We start from the raw sequence: 16,156 nt of genomic DNA, 5'->3' as shown, positions 1-16,156 counted from the left end.
GCGACATGGTTCGGCGCGTGGTAGGGAAGGGCAGGCAATGGCGGGGGCAGCGGCAATGGCCGATCGCACCACCCTGATGGAGAGCGAGGCGGGCGAAGCTGCAGACGCGGTCGCGCGCATGCTCGACGCCAATCGCGCCACCTTTGCCCGGATCGCCGCGCGGCTGGTCGCGCATCCGCCCGAGACGGTCATCACCTGCGCGCGCGGATCGTCGGACCATGCTGCGACCTATGCCAAATATCTGATCGAGACGCGCACCGGCGTGCCGGTCGTGTCAGCGGCCTTGTCGGTCGCGACCCTGTTCGATGCACCGGTCGTGCCGGGCAACCGGCTGGTGATCGCCATCTCGCAATCGGGGCGCAGCCCGGACCTGCTCGCCACGGTCGCGCTGCACCGCCGCGCGGGTGCCTTTGTCGTCGCCTTGGTCAATGCCGAGGATGCGCCGCTGCGCGACCTTGCCGATGAAGTGATCGCGCTGTCCGCCGGGCCGGAGCGGTCCGTGGCGGCGACCAAATCCTATATCGCCTCGCTCGCGGCGGTTGCCGCGCTGACCGGCGCATGGGCAAAGGACGCGACGATTGCGAACGGCGTGGCGCAGCTGCCCGACCTGCTCCGCGCTGCCTGGGCGCTCGACTGGTCGGCGGGCGTTTCGGCGCTGGCGGGCGCGGACAATCTGTTCGTGCTCGGCCGCGGCCACGGCTATGGTATCGCGCAGGAAGCCGCGCTCAAGTTCAAGGAGACCTGTGCCCTGCATGCCGAGAGTTTCAGCGCGGCGGAGGTGCGGCACGGGCCGATGGCGATCGTCGGGCGCGATTTCCATGTCCTGGCGTTCGGCGGCAGCGACCGCGCCGGGGCAAGTGTGCGGGAGACTGCCACCGAGTTTCGCGCGCGCGGCGCAAAGCTGCTGCTCGCCGATCCGGTCGCGGCCGACGCGGAGCTGCCCGCGCTGGCGGCGCATCCGGCGATCGAGCCAATCCTGATGGTGCAGAGCTTCTATGCTCTCGCCAACGCCGTCGCGCTGGCGCGTGGGCTGAACCCCGATGCGCCGCCGCACCTGCGCAAGGTCACCGAAACCCTATGATTGTCCGCATCCAGAACGGGAGCGTCGCGACTCCGGGGCAAGTCCTCGAATCCGCCGATATCGCGGTTGCGGGCGAGCGCATCGCGGCGATTGGGCCAGTCGGCAGCAGCCGCGCCGATGCGACCATCGATCTCAACGGCGGCTGGCTGCTGCCCGGCTTCATCGACTGTCAGGTCAATGGCGGCGGCGGGGTGCTCTTCAACGACCATGCCGATCCTCAGGCAATTGCCGCGATCGGCGCGGCGCATGCCGGGTTCGGCACCACCGGCTTCCTCCCCACGCTGATCAGCGACACCGCAGCACAGATCGCCGCCGCGCTCGACGCAGTCGATGCAGCGATCGTACAGGGGGTGCCGGGCGTCGTCGGCATCCATATCGAGGGGCCGTTCATCAACGAGGCGAAGCGCGGCATCCATGAGGCGCACCGCATCCGCCGGCTCGACCGCGATACGCTTGCGCTGCTCACCGCGCCGCGCCGTGGGCGAGTAATGCTGACGCTGGCACCCGAGCAATGCGCGCCGGAGGATATCGCCACGCTCACTCGCCACGGGGTGATCGTCAGCGCCGGGCATAGCGACGCAACCTATGACGAGGCGACGCGCGCGATCGGCGCGGGGCTGTCGGGTGTCACGCATCTGTTCAACGCGATGTCGCCGCTGCACCACCGCGCGCCGGGGCTGGTCGGCGCGGCGCTCGATTCGGACATCTGGTGCGGGCTGATCGTCGACGACGCGCATCTCCACCCGGCAGCGGTGCGGATTGCGGTCAAGGCCAAGGGCGTCGATCGGCTGATGCTGGTCACGGATGCGATGCCGACCGTCGGCACCGCCGCGACCGAATTCGTGCTGCAAGGCAAGCGCATCACCGTGCGCGACGGCGTGTGCGTGTTCAGCGACGGCACGCTGGCGGGCACCCATCTCGACATGGCGTCGGCGCTGCGCAACACGGTGGAGGTGACCGGTCTGTCCGTCCCCGATGCCGCGAAGATGGCGAGCACGACTGCTGCCCGATTCCTGTCGATCGCCGGGGATCGGGGCGCGCTCGCCGCCGGGCTGCGTGCCGACTGGGTTTGCCTCGACCGCGACCTCCGGCCGACCGGCACCTGGATCGGCGGCGTTCCGGTTGGCGCTGATACTCCTGCGCGCCAGCGCATTTCCCAATAGCGAAAGGACCAGCGGCACGATGGCGCTGATCATCACCTCGCCGCTCCGGGGTTGGGCCGCCCCGCTCGATTCGGTTCCCGATCCCGTATTCGCGGAACGGATGATGGGCGACGGGGTCGCGATCCACCCGCTCGACGACATTGTCTGCGCGCCCTGCGACGGCGAGATCGTGACGCTGCACAGAATCCGCGCACGCCGTGTCGCTGCGCAGCGACGAGGGCGTCGAACTGCTGATCCATATCGGGCTGGAGACCGTCGCGCTGAAGGGGCGCGGCTTCACCCCGCTGGTGACTCCCGGCACGCGCGTGCTGCGCGGCGATCCGCTGATCCGGTTCGACCTCGACGCCGTCGCGCTCGCCGCCGCGAGCCTGATCACCCCGATCGTAGTCACCAATTCCGATGGGTTCACGATCACCCGCCGCATCGTCGATCGCGCGGTCGGTGCGTGCGAGGAACTCATGGCGCTCGTGCCGGTCGCACCGGTGCAGCGCCGCTGGTCGGACGACGGGACGGTAGTCGCGCAAACGGTGACATTGCGCCTGCCCCACGGCATCCACGCCCGTCCCGCTGCCCGGCTCGCCGAGTGCGCGCGCGCCTTCGAGGGAGACGTCCACCTGGTGCTCGGCGACAAGCGCGGCAACGCGCGCAGCCCGGTAGCGTTGCTCGCGCTTGGCACAAGGCTGGGTGACAACGTGACGATCGAGGCACGCGGCAACGACGCGGAGCGCGCACTCGCGGCGACGGTCGCGCTCCTCGAAACCGATATGGGAGAGGGCGCTTCCGGCGCTGCGCCCGCCCCGATGGCCGCGACACTGCTTGAGCCCGGGCAGATTGGCGGGGTGATTGCGTCGCCTGGCCTTGCGATGGGGCCGGTCGTGCGGATCGACCGTGCCGCCATCGCCGTCCAACGCGAGGGTAAGGGGGTCGAGGTCGAGCGCGAAGCGCTTGGCAAGGCACGGGCGAGCGTTGCCGGGCACATCGCAGCGCGCGCCGCGTCGGGTAGCACACAGGTGGCGGCGGTGATGACCGCGCATCTCGCCCTGCTCGACGACCCTGGCCTCGCCTCCGCAGCTGATGCGCGGATCGCCGAGGGCGCCAGCGCGGGCTTCGCCTGGCGTGGCGCGGTGCACGACCAGATCGACGCATTGCGCGCGACCGGGAACGCCCATCTGGCCGAGCGGATCGACGACCTGATCGATATCGAGCGGCAGGTGCTCGGTGTACTGACCGGGGCGCGGGCCGATGCGGAGGATGCGCCGCCCGGGGCGATCCTGGTCGCGGACGATCTGCTCCCTTCCCAACTGGTGACGCTTGCCGAATCCCGCCCCGCGGGCCTGTGCCTCGCGCGCGGCGGGCCGACCTCACATGTCGCGATCCTGTGCGCCGGCATGGGGCTTCCCGCGCTGGTCGCGATGGGCGACGCGCTGGATGCGGCGACGCCCGGCGTGACACTGCTGCTCGATGCCGAGACCGGCTGCGCGACGGTTGCGCCATGCGACACAGAGAGCGTCGCCTTTGCCGCACGGATCGCGACGCGCAACGCCCGACGCGACGCCGCGCGCGCGTCTGCCACCGATCGTTGCCACACCGCCGATGGCATGCGGATCGAGCTGTTCGCCAATCTCGGCAGCGTCGAGGACGCACGCGCCGCAGCCGCGCAGGGGGCCGAGGGTTCAGGGCTGGTGCGCAGCGAATTCCTGTTCCTCGGTCGCGATTCCGCGCCGTCGGAGGATGAGCAGCACGCCGCGTATCAGGGGATTGCCGACGCACTGCCCGGTCTGCCGGTGATCGTCCGCCTGCTCGATATCGGCGGCGACAAGCCCGCCGCCTACCTCCCCTTCGCAGTGGAGGAAAATCCGGCTCTGGGCCAGCGCGGGATCCGGGTCGGCCTCGCGCATCCCGATCTGCTCGACACCCAGTTGCGCGCGATCCTGCGCGTCCAGCCGGTCGGCCAGTGCCGCATCATGCTGCCGATGGTGGCGAGCGTTGGCGAGATCGTCGCGGTGCGCACGATCGTCGACCGGCTGCGCGGCGAACTGGGCATCGCAGAACGCGTCGAGATCGGGGTAATGGTCGAAACCCCGGCGGCGGCGATCACTGCCGACCTGCTCGCGGTACAAGCGGATTTCCTGTCGATCGGGACCAACGACCTCAGCCAATATGTGCTGGCGATGGATCGCGGCAATCCGGCGGTGGCGGCGCAGGTCGATCCGCTGCACCCCGCCGTGCTGCGCATGATCGCCGAGACCTGTCGTCGCGGCAACGGTGCCGGACGCTGGGTCGGGGTGTGCGGAGGCCTTGCCTCCGATCCGCTCGCGGTGCCGATCCTGATCGGGCTGGGCGCGACCGAATTGTCGGTGGTGCCCGGCTTCGTCGCCGAGGCCAAGGCGATCGTCCGCGCACTTACGCTGAAGCAGGCGCAGGCGCATGCCCACGCCGCGCTCGACTGCAGCTCGGCCGGAGAAGTCCGCGCGCTCGTCCGCGCCTTTGCGGAGACCATTCGATGAAGAAAATCCTCGAAGCGCTCCAGCCGCTCGGCCGCGCGCTGATGCTGCCGATTGCGGTGCTGCCGATCGCGGGCCTGTTGCTGCGCATCGGCCAGCCCGATCTGCTCGACATCGCCTTCATCTCGGCGGCGGGTGCCGCAATCTTCGAAAATCTCGGCATCCTGTTCGCGATCGGCGTGGCGACGGGCTTCGCGCGCGACGGCAATGGCGCGGCGGCGCTGGCGGGGATCACCTGCTACCTCACCACGATGACCGGCGCGCAGACCTTCCTTGTCGCGCCGGCGGACGTTGGCGCGGGCCTGCCCGAAGCCGCAGCGGCGCTGGCGAACAAGACCTGGGTGACGGGCCAGATCGACCGGCTGGAGGTGCCGATCGGCATCCTGTCGGGCCTGATTGGCGGCAAATTCTACAACCGGTTCGCGACCATCGCATTGCCCGAATATCTCGCCTTTTTCGGCGGCCGCCGTTTCGTCCCGATCGCGGCGGGCATTGCCGGTCTCGGCCTCGCCGCGTTGGTCGGCGGGCTGCATCCGCAGATCAGCAGCGGGATGGACGGGGTCAGCCGCGGCGTGGTGGGGTCGGGCGAATTCGGGCTGTTCGCCTATGGCGTGCTCAACCGGCTGCTGATCGTCACGGGGCTGCATCACATCATCAACAATATCGCCTGGTTCGTGATCGGCGATTTCGGCAGCGTCACCGGCGATCTGCGCCGCTTCTTCGCCGGGGACGACAGCGCGGGCGCGTTCATGTCCGGCTTCTTCCCGGTGATGATGTTCGGCCTGCCCGCCGCCTGCCTCGCTATGTACCACGAAGCACGGCCCGAGCGTCGCAAGGCGGTCGGTGGCATGTTGTTCAGCCTCGCCTTCACCAGCTTCCTGACCGGCGTGACCGAGCCGATCGAGTTCAGCTTCATGTTCCTCGCGCCGTTGCTCTACGCGATCCATGCCGTGCTCACCGGCCTGTCGATGGCGCTGATGCACATGCTCGGCGTCAAGCTGGGGTTCGGCTTCTCCGCCGGGCTGTTCGACTATGTGCTGAACTTCAAGCTGTCGACCCAGCCGTGGCTGCTGCTGCCGGTCGGGGCCGTCTATGCATTGCTCTATTACGGTCTGTTCCGCTTCTTCATCCGCAAGCTCGACCTGGCGACCCCGGGGCGCGAGCGCGAAACAGCCTCGGCCGCGAGCGCAGCGGTCGAAGGCGAACGCGGCGCGCAGTTTGTCGCGGCGCTGGGTGGCGCGGACAATCTCACCAGCATCGATGCCTGTACCACGCGGCTGCGGCTGATCGTCGCCGACCAGAATGCGATCGACGATGCCGCGCTGACCGCTCTGGGCGCACGCGGGATCATCCGCCCCTCGGCCAATGCCACGCAGGTCGTGCTCGGGCCGCTTGCCGACCTGATCGCGGAGGAAATTCGTGGGGCGTTGGGCACGCGGCATCTCGCCTCGCCAGATGGACAAAGCCCGGCACAACCCGCGACGCCGAAATCAGCGCTCAGCGCGGCGCTGGTGGAAGCGCTGGGGGGTGCGTCGAACATCATCGGCTGTCAGTCACTGCAAGATCGACTGCGGATTGAGGTCGCGGCGTCGGAATGCGTCGACACCTCCGCCCTGGCCAGCGCGACTCGCGGCGCGATCCAGCCCGAAGCGAGGGTTTTTCACCTACTGCTCAAGTGAGTGGTGGAGGGTTCGATCCAGGGGTCCTGACATTCCGAGCCAATAGTGGGCCACCTTTGCTGGACGAAAGACCGCTTCTTCCATGCTGCGGCCACCCAAAAGTGGACAAGTGTCGGCCCAAGTGCTGCCGGGCTGATTCTGCCACTAGCTGCGGGGCGACATCGCGAGATTCGGAATATGGTCGGCTTCGCCCCCCGCAATCAATCGGGCAGGGCGTATGCGATCATGGCGTCGCCGATGGGCGTCTCCATGAAGTGATGCCCCCCAGCCATGATGACCAGATACTGCTTGCCGTTGACCTCATAGACTGATGGCGTCGCCTGCCCTCCAGCAGGAAGTGTATCCTGCCACAGCGTCTCGCCGGTCCGGATATCGATCGCGCGGACCAGATTGTCGGTCGCGGCGGCGATGAAGATGAGCCCGCCCGCAGTGACGACGGCACCGCCATTGTTCGGGGTGCCGATATTGACCGGCAGCATCGAGGGGATGCCCCAGGGGCCGTTGCGCCGCGCTGTCCCGAATGGGCGGTCCCAGATCGTCCTGCCGGTGCGCATGTCGATCGCGCGGATGCCGCCATAGGGCGGTCGCTTGCAGAGCAGACCGGTGAGGGGCAGGCGCCAGCCGGGATTGACCGCGATGGCATAAGGGGTCCCGGCCTGAGGGTCTTGCGACCCGTGTCCGCTGTCGCCCATGTCGCCGCCGCGCGCCGTCTCTTCGCCGCGCGGCGCGGGGAAGCCTTGCCGTTCAGCCTCAGCCCGTGGGACCAGCCGGTTATAGTTGGGCATGTCGTTATAGTTGGCGACGATCACGCCCCGGACGGGATCGACTGCAATACCGCCCCAGTCGGTGCCACCATTATAGCCCGGATATTGAACGAAACGCCGGTCAGCCGTGGGCGGGGTATAGGGGCCATCATAGGCCGCTCGCTTGAACTGAATACGACAGACCATCTGGTCGATCGGCGACATACCCCACATGTCGCGTTCCTCGAGCGCGGGGAAGGCGAGCGTGTGATAGCTCGAAAAGGGTTGGGTCGGACTGCGAAGCTGCGGCTCTACCCCGGTCCGGGGCACCGCGCGCTCCTGTACCGGAAACAGTGGGCGACCTGTCCGCCGGTCGAGAACGTACATGTCTCCCTGCTTGCTCGGCAGGATCAGTGCCGGGACGACGCCGCTGGCACTTGGAAAATCGACGAGCGTTGCCTGCGCGCCGAGATCATAGTCCCACACATCGCGGCGCACCGTCTGAAACCGCCAGCGCGGCTTGCCGGTCGTGACATCGAGCGCGACGAGCGAAGTCGAGAATGCATTTTCCTGCGGGCTGCGGCTACCCGACCAGTAATCGACCGCGCTGTTGCCCATCGGCAGATAGCCGAGGCCCAGCGCCTCATCGCCGCTCGCAATCGTCCACATGTTCGGAGTGCCGCGCGCATATTCCTGACCATCGGGCGGCAGGCCGGTCCGGTCGGGATGCACCATGTCCCATGCCCAGCGCAATTCGCCGGTGATCGCGTCAAAGCCCTGGATCACGCCCGAAGGCGCGCTGCGCTTCTGACCGTCGAGCACCTGATGCCCCGTCACGATCACACCGCGTACGATGGTCGGCGGCGAGGTGATCGAAACCATGCCCGGCTCGACCGCGCCCATGCCGCGCTTGATATCGACCGCGCCATTGGTGCCGAAGCCGGAGCAGGGCTTTCCGGTACGCGCATCGACCGCGATCAGGCGACCGTCGAGCGTGCCCTCGATCACCCGCGCGGCGCATTCAGCGTCAGCGGAAGCGTTGGGCGCGGCATAGTAAGCAACGCCACGACAGGCTGCTGTGTAAGGGATCCAGTCGTCCGAAACCTGCGGATCATAGCGCCAGCGCTGCTTGCCCGTGGCGGGGTCGAGAGCGATCAGGATGTTGGTGGCCGAGCAGAGATAGAGCGTGTCGCCGACCTTGAGTGGCGTGGTCTCCGCGCCATATTTGCTGTCCTTCGGATCGCCCTCCGGCATGTCACCGGTGTGGTAAACCCAGGCACGTGCGAGCTTGCCGACATTCTCCGGCGTGATTTGTCCCAGCGGGGAGTAGCGTTGCGCAGCATAGGTGCCGCCATAGGCGGGCCAGTCGGTGCCGACGCGCATCGGCGATGGGTCGGCGACGCTCGAGGCGATGACGCCGGGAAAGCTGCCCGGATCGCTGCGATTGACGCGGGAGATCGCGAGGCCAGCAATTACAAGGCTGAGCAGTGCGAGGCCGGACGCGCCGATCGAGATGCGCCATCGATAGCCACCCAGCACGGGCAAGGTCAGCAGGACGGGTACGAGCAGGATCGTTGGACCGACCGCGAAGGGGATGAGACCCCAGCCATCCAGACCGGCCTCGAACAAGCCCCACAGGATCGACAGCGCCCATGTCGCGACGTAGGTCCAGACGCCCAGGACATGTCCGCGGACCAGCAATATCCCCGATGCGAGGAGCCCGATGCCCGCAATCAGATAATAGGGTGAACCGCCGAGGAGGGCGAGCCAGGCACCCCCGATCGCGAGCACGGAACCGACGATGGCTAGGATGGCACCCACGACAGCCGCATAGAGCGAACGGACGCGGGGACGGGCGGCGGCGTGATCCAGCATGCTGTCCCTCCTGTTGCAAAGGGAACAGACCCCGCTGCGATCAGTTCCGGATGGGTCCGGCGAATTCAACGGGGGCAATTGTCGAGCAGCATGAACCCACCAGCCACCTGGATACCCTATTGCGGGATCGCGCCCGCCCCGATCGAGCTGGCGGGGCGGTGGAATTTCGATCCGCTGCTGATCCTATGCCTTGCCGGTCTGTCGCTGCTGTGGTGGCGCTGGGGAAGCGCGAACCCATCCCAACGCCGCGTGCTGCTTGCTGCGACGGCCGTGCTCTTCGTCCTGTTCGTGTCGCCTTTCTGCGCGCTGACCTCCGCGCTGTTCTCCGCCCGCGCGGTGCATCATATCGCTCTGACGGCCCTCGCCGCGCCGCTGCTGACCTTGGCTTTGCCCCTCCGGCGCGTTCCCGGTGGCTGGGGGGCGTGGACGGGCGTCCATGCTGCCACTTTCTGGCTCTGGCATGTGCCCGCTGCCTATGAGGCCGCGCTGTCCAATCATGCCATCTACTGGGCGATGCAGTTCAGCCTGTTGCTGACCGCGCTCGCGCTGTGGCGCGCGGCGCGCGCGGCCCCGGTGACCGGCGGGATCGCGGCACTGCTTGCGACCATGGTGCAGATGGGGCTGCTCGGCGCGCTCCTGACTTTCTCCACGGCCCCCTTTTACGCGCCGCATTATCTCGCCCCGTTCGAGTGGGGGCTGACCCCGCTCGAAGATCAGCAACTTGCCGGTCTCATCATGTGGGCACCGGGTGCCGGCCTGTACCTCGCCGCTGCGCTCGCCTTGCTCGGGCGCTGGTTCGCGCGGGAACAGGCCGCTGCATGAGCGTTGCATCGGCCCTGCGCAGATGGGCGCGCGGGCATACCGAGCGCAGTCGCTACTCGCCCGTCGGGATCGCCTTTCACTGGGTGATGGCGTTCCTCGTCCTCTTCCAGCTCGGCTGGGGCTATTATTGCAGCTGGCTGCCTGCGGGCGGAGACAAGCTCCTCGCCTATCAGGTGCATAGCGCTGCGGGGTTGCCCGTACTTCTGCTTGCACTGGCGCGGTTCGGTTGGCGCCTGATGATCCCGGGGCCGATCAACGATGCCGACAGGCAGGGCTGGCAGACGCAGGTCGCCTATGCGATCCATTATGTCTTCTACATCGCCTTTTTCGGACTGCCGCTCAGCGGCTGGGTGATGTGGTCGTCGATCGCCGAACCCGGTCCGCTCTATTTGGCGGGCGTGATCCCCTGGCCGCAATTGCCGTTCGATCAGCTACCGCTCACCACCCGCTGGCGGATCATGGATCTGGCGGAGGACGTGCATCTGGTGCTCGTCGTCACCTTGCTGGTGGTCATTCCGCTGCATGTCGGGGCAGCGCTGAAGCACCACTTCTGGGATCGGCACGATGTGCTGCGCGGGATGTTGCCGGAGATCCCCGATGCGCAGGATCCCCGGGAAGAGACGAAGCATAAGCCGCAACGGCCGCGGATTCCTCCGGAGACAGCGCCCGGCTGATCCGCTGCATCGCGCCCTCAGGATCGTTGCGGCGCGCGCTTTGCCGCCATTGTTCGAGTTGATGGCTCAGATAGGCAGAAGGCTGTCCGCCAAGCGGCGGATTGGCCGCACCCACGCCTTCGCCCCGCGTGCCATGACAGGATGCGCACGCGGCAAGCCGCGCGCCGGATCGCCGCGATGATAGAGGGTTTTTGCCGCCGCAGTGCCGCGTGCCGCTCGGGGCGCCGCGTCGTACGCCATCTCGGCATAATATGCGGAAACCGCATCCTGCTGGGCCGGAGTGAGCTTGCGCGCGATCCACTCCATCTCGGGATGACGCCGCCGACCGCTCGAATAGGCTTCGAGCTGCGCCACCATATAGCCGCGATCCAATCCTGCGAGCCTTGGCGTGCCAGCGCCGTTGCCCCGCCCGTCCACGCCGTGACAGGTAAGGCAGGCATTGGGTGCGCCCGCATCGCCACCGCTTACCGCCAGCAATTCGCCGCTGGTGGTGAACCGGTCCGCCGACCCGCGCTCGATGCCGCCGCATCCCGCAAGGGCGGCTCCCGCCAACAGGTAAAGCATGCGCAATTCCATCGCCTCACGGAACCGACAGGGTGTGGCGACGGTTCCGGAGGTGAAACGCCCGTCGCAAGCGTATCGCAAAGGGGGATCATTGCCGGACGCCCAAATCCTGCTGCCCGTGATGCTTCCAATGCTGGTTCTGGTCGCCTGCAAGCCGCCTCCCGACGCAGAGCAGCATATGCCGCAGGCCGATCCCACCCGGGGCCTCGTGACGATCCAGCGTGCAGGGTGCGGCGCCTGCCACACTGTTCCCGGCCTTGCTTGGCCCAGGGGTCGAACCGGGCCCTCGCTTGAAGGATTTGCGGGTCAGGGACTGATCGCCGGTCGGCTTCCCAATCGCCCCGACACGCTTGCCGCCTATGTCCGCGATGCACCTGCAACGCTCCCCGGCACAACCATGCCCGCCATGCCGCTGACGCGCGACGAAGCACGCGACGTCGCGGCCTATCTCTACGCCACCGGGGATCGGTGAAATGAATTTCGCCTCAATCATCCCCGTGTTCGACCCCGCCGGCCCCTATGCCGGTTCGATTGCGACTTTGAGCTGGGTTCTGATCGCAATGGCCGTCGCTGTCCTCGGTGTGGTCCTCGCCGCTTTGTGGATCGCGCTGTTCGGCGGGGCATCGCTCAAGGCGCGGCTCGGCGGTCAGACGATGGTCTGGGCGGGCGGCATCGTTTTTCCGGTGGTGGTGCTGTCGGCGCTGCTGATCTACGGCCTGTCCCTGACCCGAAATCTGACCGCGCCGCTCCCGGCGGATGCGATGCGCGTGCGGATCACGGGCGAGATGTGGTGGTGGCGCGTCGCCTATCTCGACGCGAAGGGACAGCCCTTCATGCTCGACGCCAATGAGTTGCACATTCCCGCCGGCCGTCCCGTGCTGGTCGAGCTTGAATCCAACGACGTTATTCACAGTTTCTGGGTACCGCGCCTCTCGGGCAAGCTCGACATGGTTCCGGGACGCCGAAACACATTGCCGATCCAGGCGGACAAGCCGGGCGTTTATGCCGGGCAATGCGCCGAATATTGCGGTGGTCCCCACGCGCTGATGGGGTTTGTGGTCGTTGCACACGCGCCGGCGGAGTTCGACGCATGGCTGGCTTCGCGCCGAACACCGCGCTCCGCAATCGCGATGGAGGGCGAAGCGCTGTTCCGCTCGACCGGCTGTGCAGCCTGCCACCGTATTGCGGGGACCGATGCCAACGGAACCGCAGGGCCGGACCTGACGCATGTTGGATCGCGCCGCTCGCTCGGTGCCGGCATCCTGCCGAATAATCGCGGGACGATGATGGGATGGATCGGCGACAGCCAGGCGATCAAGCCGGGCAACCGCATGCCGCCCTACAAGATGCTGTCGGCGCAGGAACTTGAGACGCTTGCCGTCTATCTTGAGGCGCAGAAATGAGGTCGGAGACCGGGTTCGACCCGGCACTGCTCGACCGTTTCCCGACCAGCGAGCCGCGTCCCGAGGGCGAGGTCGAGGAGCTCAAGCGGATCTGGGCCGCGCCCAGGGGCTGGGGTCTGCTGACCGCCGTCAACAACAACTATGTCGGCTTCTTCTACGTCGCGACGGCATTCCTGTTCTTCCTGCTCGCCGGTATCCTTGCTCTGGTGATGCGCGTGCAGCTTGCGCTGCCGCTGCAGGGCATCCTGCCGCAGGAAACCTACAACCAGTTCTTCACCATGCACGGCACGGTGATGATGTTCCTGTTCGCCGTGCCGATGGTCGAGGCGATCGGCGTGATGCTGCTGCCCCAGATGCTGGCGGCGCGGGACCTGCCGTTTCCGCGCTTGTCGGCCTATGCTTTCTGGGCCTATTTCGTCGGGGGGCTGTGCTTCTTCGCCTCGCTGTTCGTGGGCCTTGCTCCGGACGGCGGCTGGTTCATGTATCCGCCCTATACGAGCCTTACCTACTCGCCCGGCATCAACGCCGACTTCTGGCTGCTGGGCATCGGCTTCATCGAGATCAGCGCGATTGCGGGCGCGATCGAGATCATCGTCGGCGTGCTGCGGACCCGCGCGCCGGGTATGAGCCTCGCCAAGATGCCGGTCTATGCCTGGGCGATGCTGGTGATGGCGGTGATGATCATCATCGCCTTTCCTGCCGTCATCCTCGGCACGCTGCTGCTCGAGATCGAGCGCGCGTTCAACTGGCCCTTCTTCGATCCGACGCGCGGGGGCGACGCGCTGCTCTGGCAGCACCTCTTCTGGTTCTTTGGCCATCCCGAGGTGTACATCATCTTCCTGCCCGCCTCGGGCCTGGTTTCGATGATGGTGGTGGCGCTGGCGCGCACGCGGCTGGTCGGCCATTCGCTGATCGTCCTCGCCTTTCTAGCCACCGGCTTCATCAGCTTCGGGGTGTGGGCACACCACATGTTCACCACCGGCATGCCCAACATCTCGGTCGGCTATTTCTCGGCGGCGAGCATGGCGGTGAGCGTACCCGCCGGCATCCAGATTTTCTCCTGGATCGCGACCTTTGCGGTCGGCAAGCCGCGTTACAACGTGCCGACCCTGTTCGTGATCGGGGGCCTCGTCACCTTCGTGATCGGCGGGCTGACCGGCGTGATGGTCGCGATGGTCCCGTTCGACTGGCAGGCGCATGACAGCTACTTCATCGTCGCGCACCTCCACTATGTACTGATCGGCGGCATGGTGTTTCCGCTGTTCGCCGCCTTCTACTACTGGACGCCAATGACCAGTAGCCGGGCATTGAGCGAGCGGCTGGGCCGATGGGCCTTCTGGCTGATGTTCATCGGCATGCAGGTGACCTTTCTGCCGATGCATCTGACTGGCCTGATGGGCATGCCGCGCCGGGTCTATACCTATCTTCCCGGGCGCGAGTGGGAGGTCACCAACATGATCTCGACACTCGGGGCATTTGTGCTTGCGGCCGGCGTGCTGGTCTTCCTGGTCGATCTCGCGCGGAACTTCCGTTTCACCGTCGATGATGACGCGGGAAATGTCTATGGTGGGGGCACGCTCGAATGGCTGCCGACCGGCCTCTATTCGGCGCGCAGCATTCCCGTGGTGCGCAGTCGCGAGCCGCTGTGGGACGATCCGAAGATCTGTGAGGATGTCGAGCAGGGACGCTACCTGCTCCCAAATGCGCCGACGGGCCTGCGCGAGACGATCATTACCAGCCCGCTGCGCGCCGAGCCTGAATATCTCCAGATCATGCCAGGCCCTTCGCCCTGGCCATTGCTCGCCGCGATCTTCACCGCCGGCTTCTTCCTGCTGCTGACGGTTCAGGCCTATACGCCCGGCTTCGTATCGGGCGTTCTCGCGGTGCTCTGCACGCTGCGCTGGCTCTGGGACACCGACCGGGTCGTCAAGGAAGCGGAGGTCGATGTCGGCGCGGGCATCATGCTGCCCACCTATGTCACCGGACCGCGCACCCATGGCTGGTGGGCGATGGTCATCCTGCTGATCGTCATCGGCATGATCTTCGCAATGGCGGTGTTCAGCTTCCTCTATCTCTATGGCGTCCAGCCCGCTTTCTGGGTCGCTCCCGCCGGATGGAGCGGTGCGGCGGTCGCGCTGCCGCTCTATGCGCTGGCAGCCGGGCTGGTGCTCTGGTCGCGGGTGATGTTGGCGCGGGAGCGGACACAGCTCTGGACGCCGGGGGTGCTGTTCCTGTGCGGGTCGATCGCGCTGTCCGCGGCGGTGGGCGCGGATATCGCTTTCTGGAAAGCCTCGGGCCTGCGCCCGGATGCAAGCGGGCAGGGCGCGATCGTATACATGCTGCTGACGCTCACCGCCTTGCTCGCGTTCATCGGATTGCTGATGGCCGGCTATATCTCCGCGCGGAACAGCCGGGGCATGATCGTTCGACCGCGCAATAACAGCCTCGATCTGTGCGTCCTGTTCGTCACCTATGCCGCGGGCCAGGGCGCGCTGACCACGATCCTCACCCGCGCGTTCGGAGGTTAGGCGTGCGAAGCTGGCTCCTGCTGCTCGGCGGACTGCTGGTCTGGGCGGTCCATTTCTTCGCTTTGTATGCGGTGGGGAGCATCTTTCTCACCACCGATCTCGCGCGCGGGCTGACGATCGCGCTGACGCTTGTTTGCTTGCTTGTGCTTTCCTTGATCGGTCGACGTGCATGGCTGAACCGCGCCCCGGATGCGGAAAGCGACTGGATACGGGTCGTTGCGCTGTGGGGCATCGCCGTCGGCGGAATAGCGATCCTGTGGCAGGGGGCTTGTCGCGCTGCTGATCTGAAACAGCTCGCGCCGCGCCGCGTTCACCTTTGGACCGGACGGCATGAGGGAGAAAACGATGCTTTTCGACAGCTTCACCGGACTGGCCCGGGTCATACTGCTCGGCGCGTCCGCCTATCTCGCGCTGATCACCATTCTTCGGATGAGCGGCAAACGCACGCTCGCCAAGATGAATGCGTTCGATCTGGTGGTCACCATTGCGCTGGGTTCGACCCTCGCGACCATCCTGCTCACCAAGGATGTCGCGCTGGCGGAAGGCGTGCTCGCATTCGCAGTTCTCATCCTGCTTCAGTTTGTCATCGCGTTTCTGGCCATCCGTTATCGGTGGGTCGAACGGCTTGTGAAATCTCAGGCGCGGATTTTGCTCACGGATGGCGTAATCGACCAGCGAGCGCTTCGCGTGGAACGCGTGACTGAGTCTGAAATCCATTCTGCGATACGCGGCGCGGGCTTCGGCGACCTGAGCAAGGTCGCAGCAGTCGTGCTCGAGACCGATGGCAGCTTCAGTGTGGTCGCTGCGGCCGACGCCGGTGATCGATCCGCTCTCCACTCGATCAGAGGGACTAGTGCATGAGCGCGCAGGAACGCAGCGACCTGGCCGAAGACCGGACCGATCTTGCCGAGGATCGGACCGTCCTCGCGCATGAACGCAGCTTTGCCGGCTGGGTGCGCACGGGCATGGGCGCGGTCGCTCTCGGCCTTGGGTTCAACGCGCTCTTTCGAACGCTCGAACCACTCTGGATCGCCTAGGCGATCGCAACAGCGTTCCTGCTGATTGCGATCTTCGTGTTTCTGTCTGCCGAACGACGAGCATGCCGGATCATCAGTCAGCT

The 16,156-nt window shown here is 66.6% G+C and carries 14 protein-coding genes and 2 pseudogenes; 12 read left to right on the top strand and 4 right to left on the bottom strand.

Features of this window, described 5'->3' with window-relative positions; all coding sequences use genetic code 11:
- The first annotated feature begins 37 nt into the window (after positions 1-37).
- The 5 genes and pseudogenes from LRS12_RS11065 to nagE all read left to right on the top strand — a co-directional run bounded on the left by LRS12_RS11065 (position 38) and on the right by nagE (position 6,427).
- Positions 38-1,081: an SIS domain-containing protein gene (locus LRS12_RS11065; RefSeq protein WP_257844624.1), complete on the top strand. Its 1,044-nt coding sequence runs from the start codon at positions 38-40 to the stop codon at positions 1,079-1,081.
- Positions 1,078-2,244, top strand: coding sequence for an N-acetylglucosamine-6-phosphate deacetylase (gene nagA, locus LRS12_RS11060; RefSeq protein ID WP_257844623.1), 1,167 nt, complete (start codon positions 1,078-1,080; stop codon positions 2,242-2,244). The genes LRS12_RS11065 and nagA overlap by 4 nt, the downstream gene beginning before the upstream one ends.
- Positions 2,245-2,263: 19 nt before the next feature.
- A pseudogene (locus LRS12_RS20005) lies at positions 2,264-2,368 on the top strand (PTS glucose transporter subunit IIA); the annotation flags it as partial.
- A gap of 73 nt (positions 2,369-2,441) precedes the next feature.
- Positions 2,442-4,751, top strand: coding sequence for a phosphoenolpyruvate--protein phosphotransferase (ptsP, locus tag LRS12_RS11055; protein WP_308223006.1), 2,310 nt, complete (start codon positions 2,442-2,444; stop codon positions 4,749-4,751).
- A complete protein-coding gene (nagE, locus tag LRS12_RS11050) occupies positions 4,748-6,427 on the top strand; it encodes an N-acetylglucosamine-specific PTS transporter subunit IIBC (RefSeq protein WP_257844622.1) in 1,680 nt (559 codons plus the stop codon). Before ptsP ends, nagE begins: the two co-directional genes overlap by 4 nt.
- Before the next feature lie 200 nt (positions 6,428-6,627).
- On the opposite strand, the gene LRS12_RS11045 is transcribed toward nagE, so the two are convergent.
- Positions 6,628-9,045, bottom strand: coding sequence for a membrane-bound PQQ-dependent dehydrogenase, glucose/quinate/shikimate family (locus LRS12_RS11045; protein WP_257844621.1), 2,418 nt, complete (start codon positions 9,043-9,045; stop codon positions 6,628-6,630).
- 90 nt (positions 9,046-9,135) lie between these two features.
- Here LRS12_RS11045 and LRS12_RS11040 point away from each other — a divergent pair, with 90 nt between their 5' ends.
- Both LRS12_RS11040 and LRS12_RS11035 read left to right on the top strand, forming a co-directional pair.
- The gene (locus LRS12_RS11040) at positions 9,136-9,867 is read left to right on the top strand and encodes a cytochrome c oxidase assembly protein (protein ID WP_257844620.1); all 732 of its coding nucleotides are present in this window, start codon (positions 9,136-9,138) and stop codon (positions 9,865-9,867) included.
- Positions 9,864-10,541: a cytochrome b gene (locus LRS12_RS11035; protein WP_257844619.1), complete on the top strand. Its 678-nt coding sequence runs from the start codon at positions 9,864-9,866 to the stop codon at positions 10,539-10,541. Before LRS12_RS11040 ends, LRS12_RS11035 begins: the two co-directional genes overlap by 4 nt.
- 1 nt (position 10,542) lies before the next feature.
- Here the strand turns inward: LRS12_RS11035 and LRS12_RS20360 are convergent.
- Together LRS12_RS20360 and LRS12_RS11030 are read right to left on the bottom strand one after the other, a co-directional pair.
- A pseudogene (locus tag LRS12_RS20360) lies at positions 10,543-10,656 on the bottom strand (cytochrome c); the annotation flags it as partial.
- On the bottom strand, positions 10,608-11,105 hold the full coding sequence (locus LRS12_RS11030) for a c-type cytochrome (protein WP_257844618.1): 498 nt from the start codon (positions 11,103-11,105) through the stop codon (positions 10,608-10,610). The pseudogene LRS12_RS20360 and the gene LRS12_RS11030, both read right to left, overlap by 49 nt.
- A 91-nt stretch (positions 11,106-11,196) precedes the next feature.
- On the opposite strand from LRS12_RS11030, the gene LRS12_RS11025 reads away from it, so the two are divergent.
- From LRS12_RS11025 to LRS12_RS11015, 3 genes are read left to right on the top strand one after another with little or no spacing between them, the layout of a single operon-like run.
- Positions 11,197-11,577, top strand: coding sequence for a cytochrome c family protein (locus LRS12_RS11025; RefSeq protein ID WP_257844617.1), 381 nt, complete (start codon positions 11,197-11,199; stop codon positions 11,575-11,577).
- Position 11,578: 1 nt separating this feature from the next.
- On the top strand, positions 11,579-12,508 hold the full coding sequence (gene coxB / locus LRS12_RS11020) for a cytochrome c oxidase subunit II (RefSeq protein ID WP_257844616.1): 930 nt from the start codon (positions 11,579-11,581) through the stop codon (positions 12,506-12,508).
- A complete protein-coding gene (locus LRS12_RS11015; RefSeq protein ID WP_257844615.1) occupies positions 12,505-15,036 on the top strand; it encodes a cbb3-type cytochrome c oxidase subunit I in 2,532 nt (843 codons plus the stop codon). The genes coxB and LRS12_RS11015 overlap by 4 nt, the downstream gene beginning before the upstream one ends.
- Here LRS12_RS11015 and LRS12_RS11010 read toward each other — a convergent pair.
- The gene (locus LRS12_RS11010; RefSeq protein ID WP_257844614.1) at positions 15,033-15,401 is read right to left on the bottom strand and encodes a hypothetical protein; all 369 of its coding nucleotides are present in this window, start codon (positions 15,399-15,401) and stop codon (positions 15,033-15,035) included. The two genes, LRS12_RS11015 and LRS12_RS11010, sit on opposite strands and share 4 nt — an antisense overlap.
- On the opposite strand from LRS12_RS11010, the gene LRS12_RS11005 reads away from it, so the two are divergent.
- Together LRS12_RS11005 and LRS12_RS11000 are read left to right on the top strand one after the other, a co-directional pair.
- On the top strand, positions 15,382-15,897 hold the full coding sequence (locus tag LRS12_RS11005) for a DUF421 domain-containing protein (protein WP_257844613.1): 516 nt from the start codon (positions 15,382-15,384) through the stop codon (positions 15,895-15,897). The two genes, LRS12_RS11010 and LRS12_RS11005, sit on opposite strands and share 20 nt — an antisense overlap.
- The gene (locus LRS12_RS11000) at positions 15,894-16,073 is read left to right on the top strand and encodes a DUF202 domain-containing protein (RefSeq protein ID WP_257844612.1); all 180 of its coding nucleotides are present in this window, start codon (positions 15,894-15,896) and stop codon (positions 16,071-16,073) included. Before LRS12_RS11005 ends, LRS12_RS11000 begins: the two co-directional genes overlap by 4 nt.
- Positions 16,074-16,156 lie beyond the last annotated feature (83 nt).

The sequence above is a fragment of the Sphingomonas sp. J344 genome, assembly GCF_024700005.1.
Taxonomy (GTDB): domain Bacteria; phylum Pseudomonadota; class Alphaproteobacteria; order Sphingomonadales; family Sphingomonadaceae; genus Sphingomonas.
Note: the sequence above shows the minus strand (reverse complement) of the source record. Positions and strands in the feature narration are given on the sequence as shown.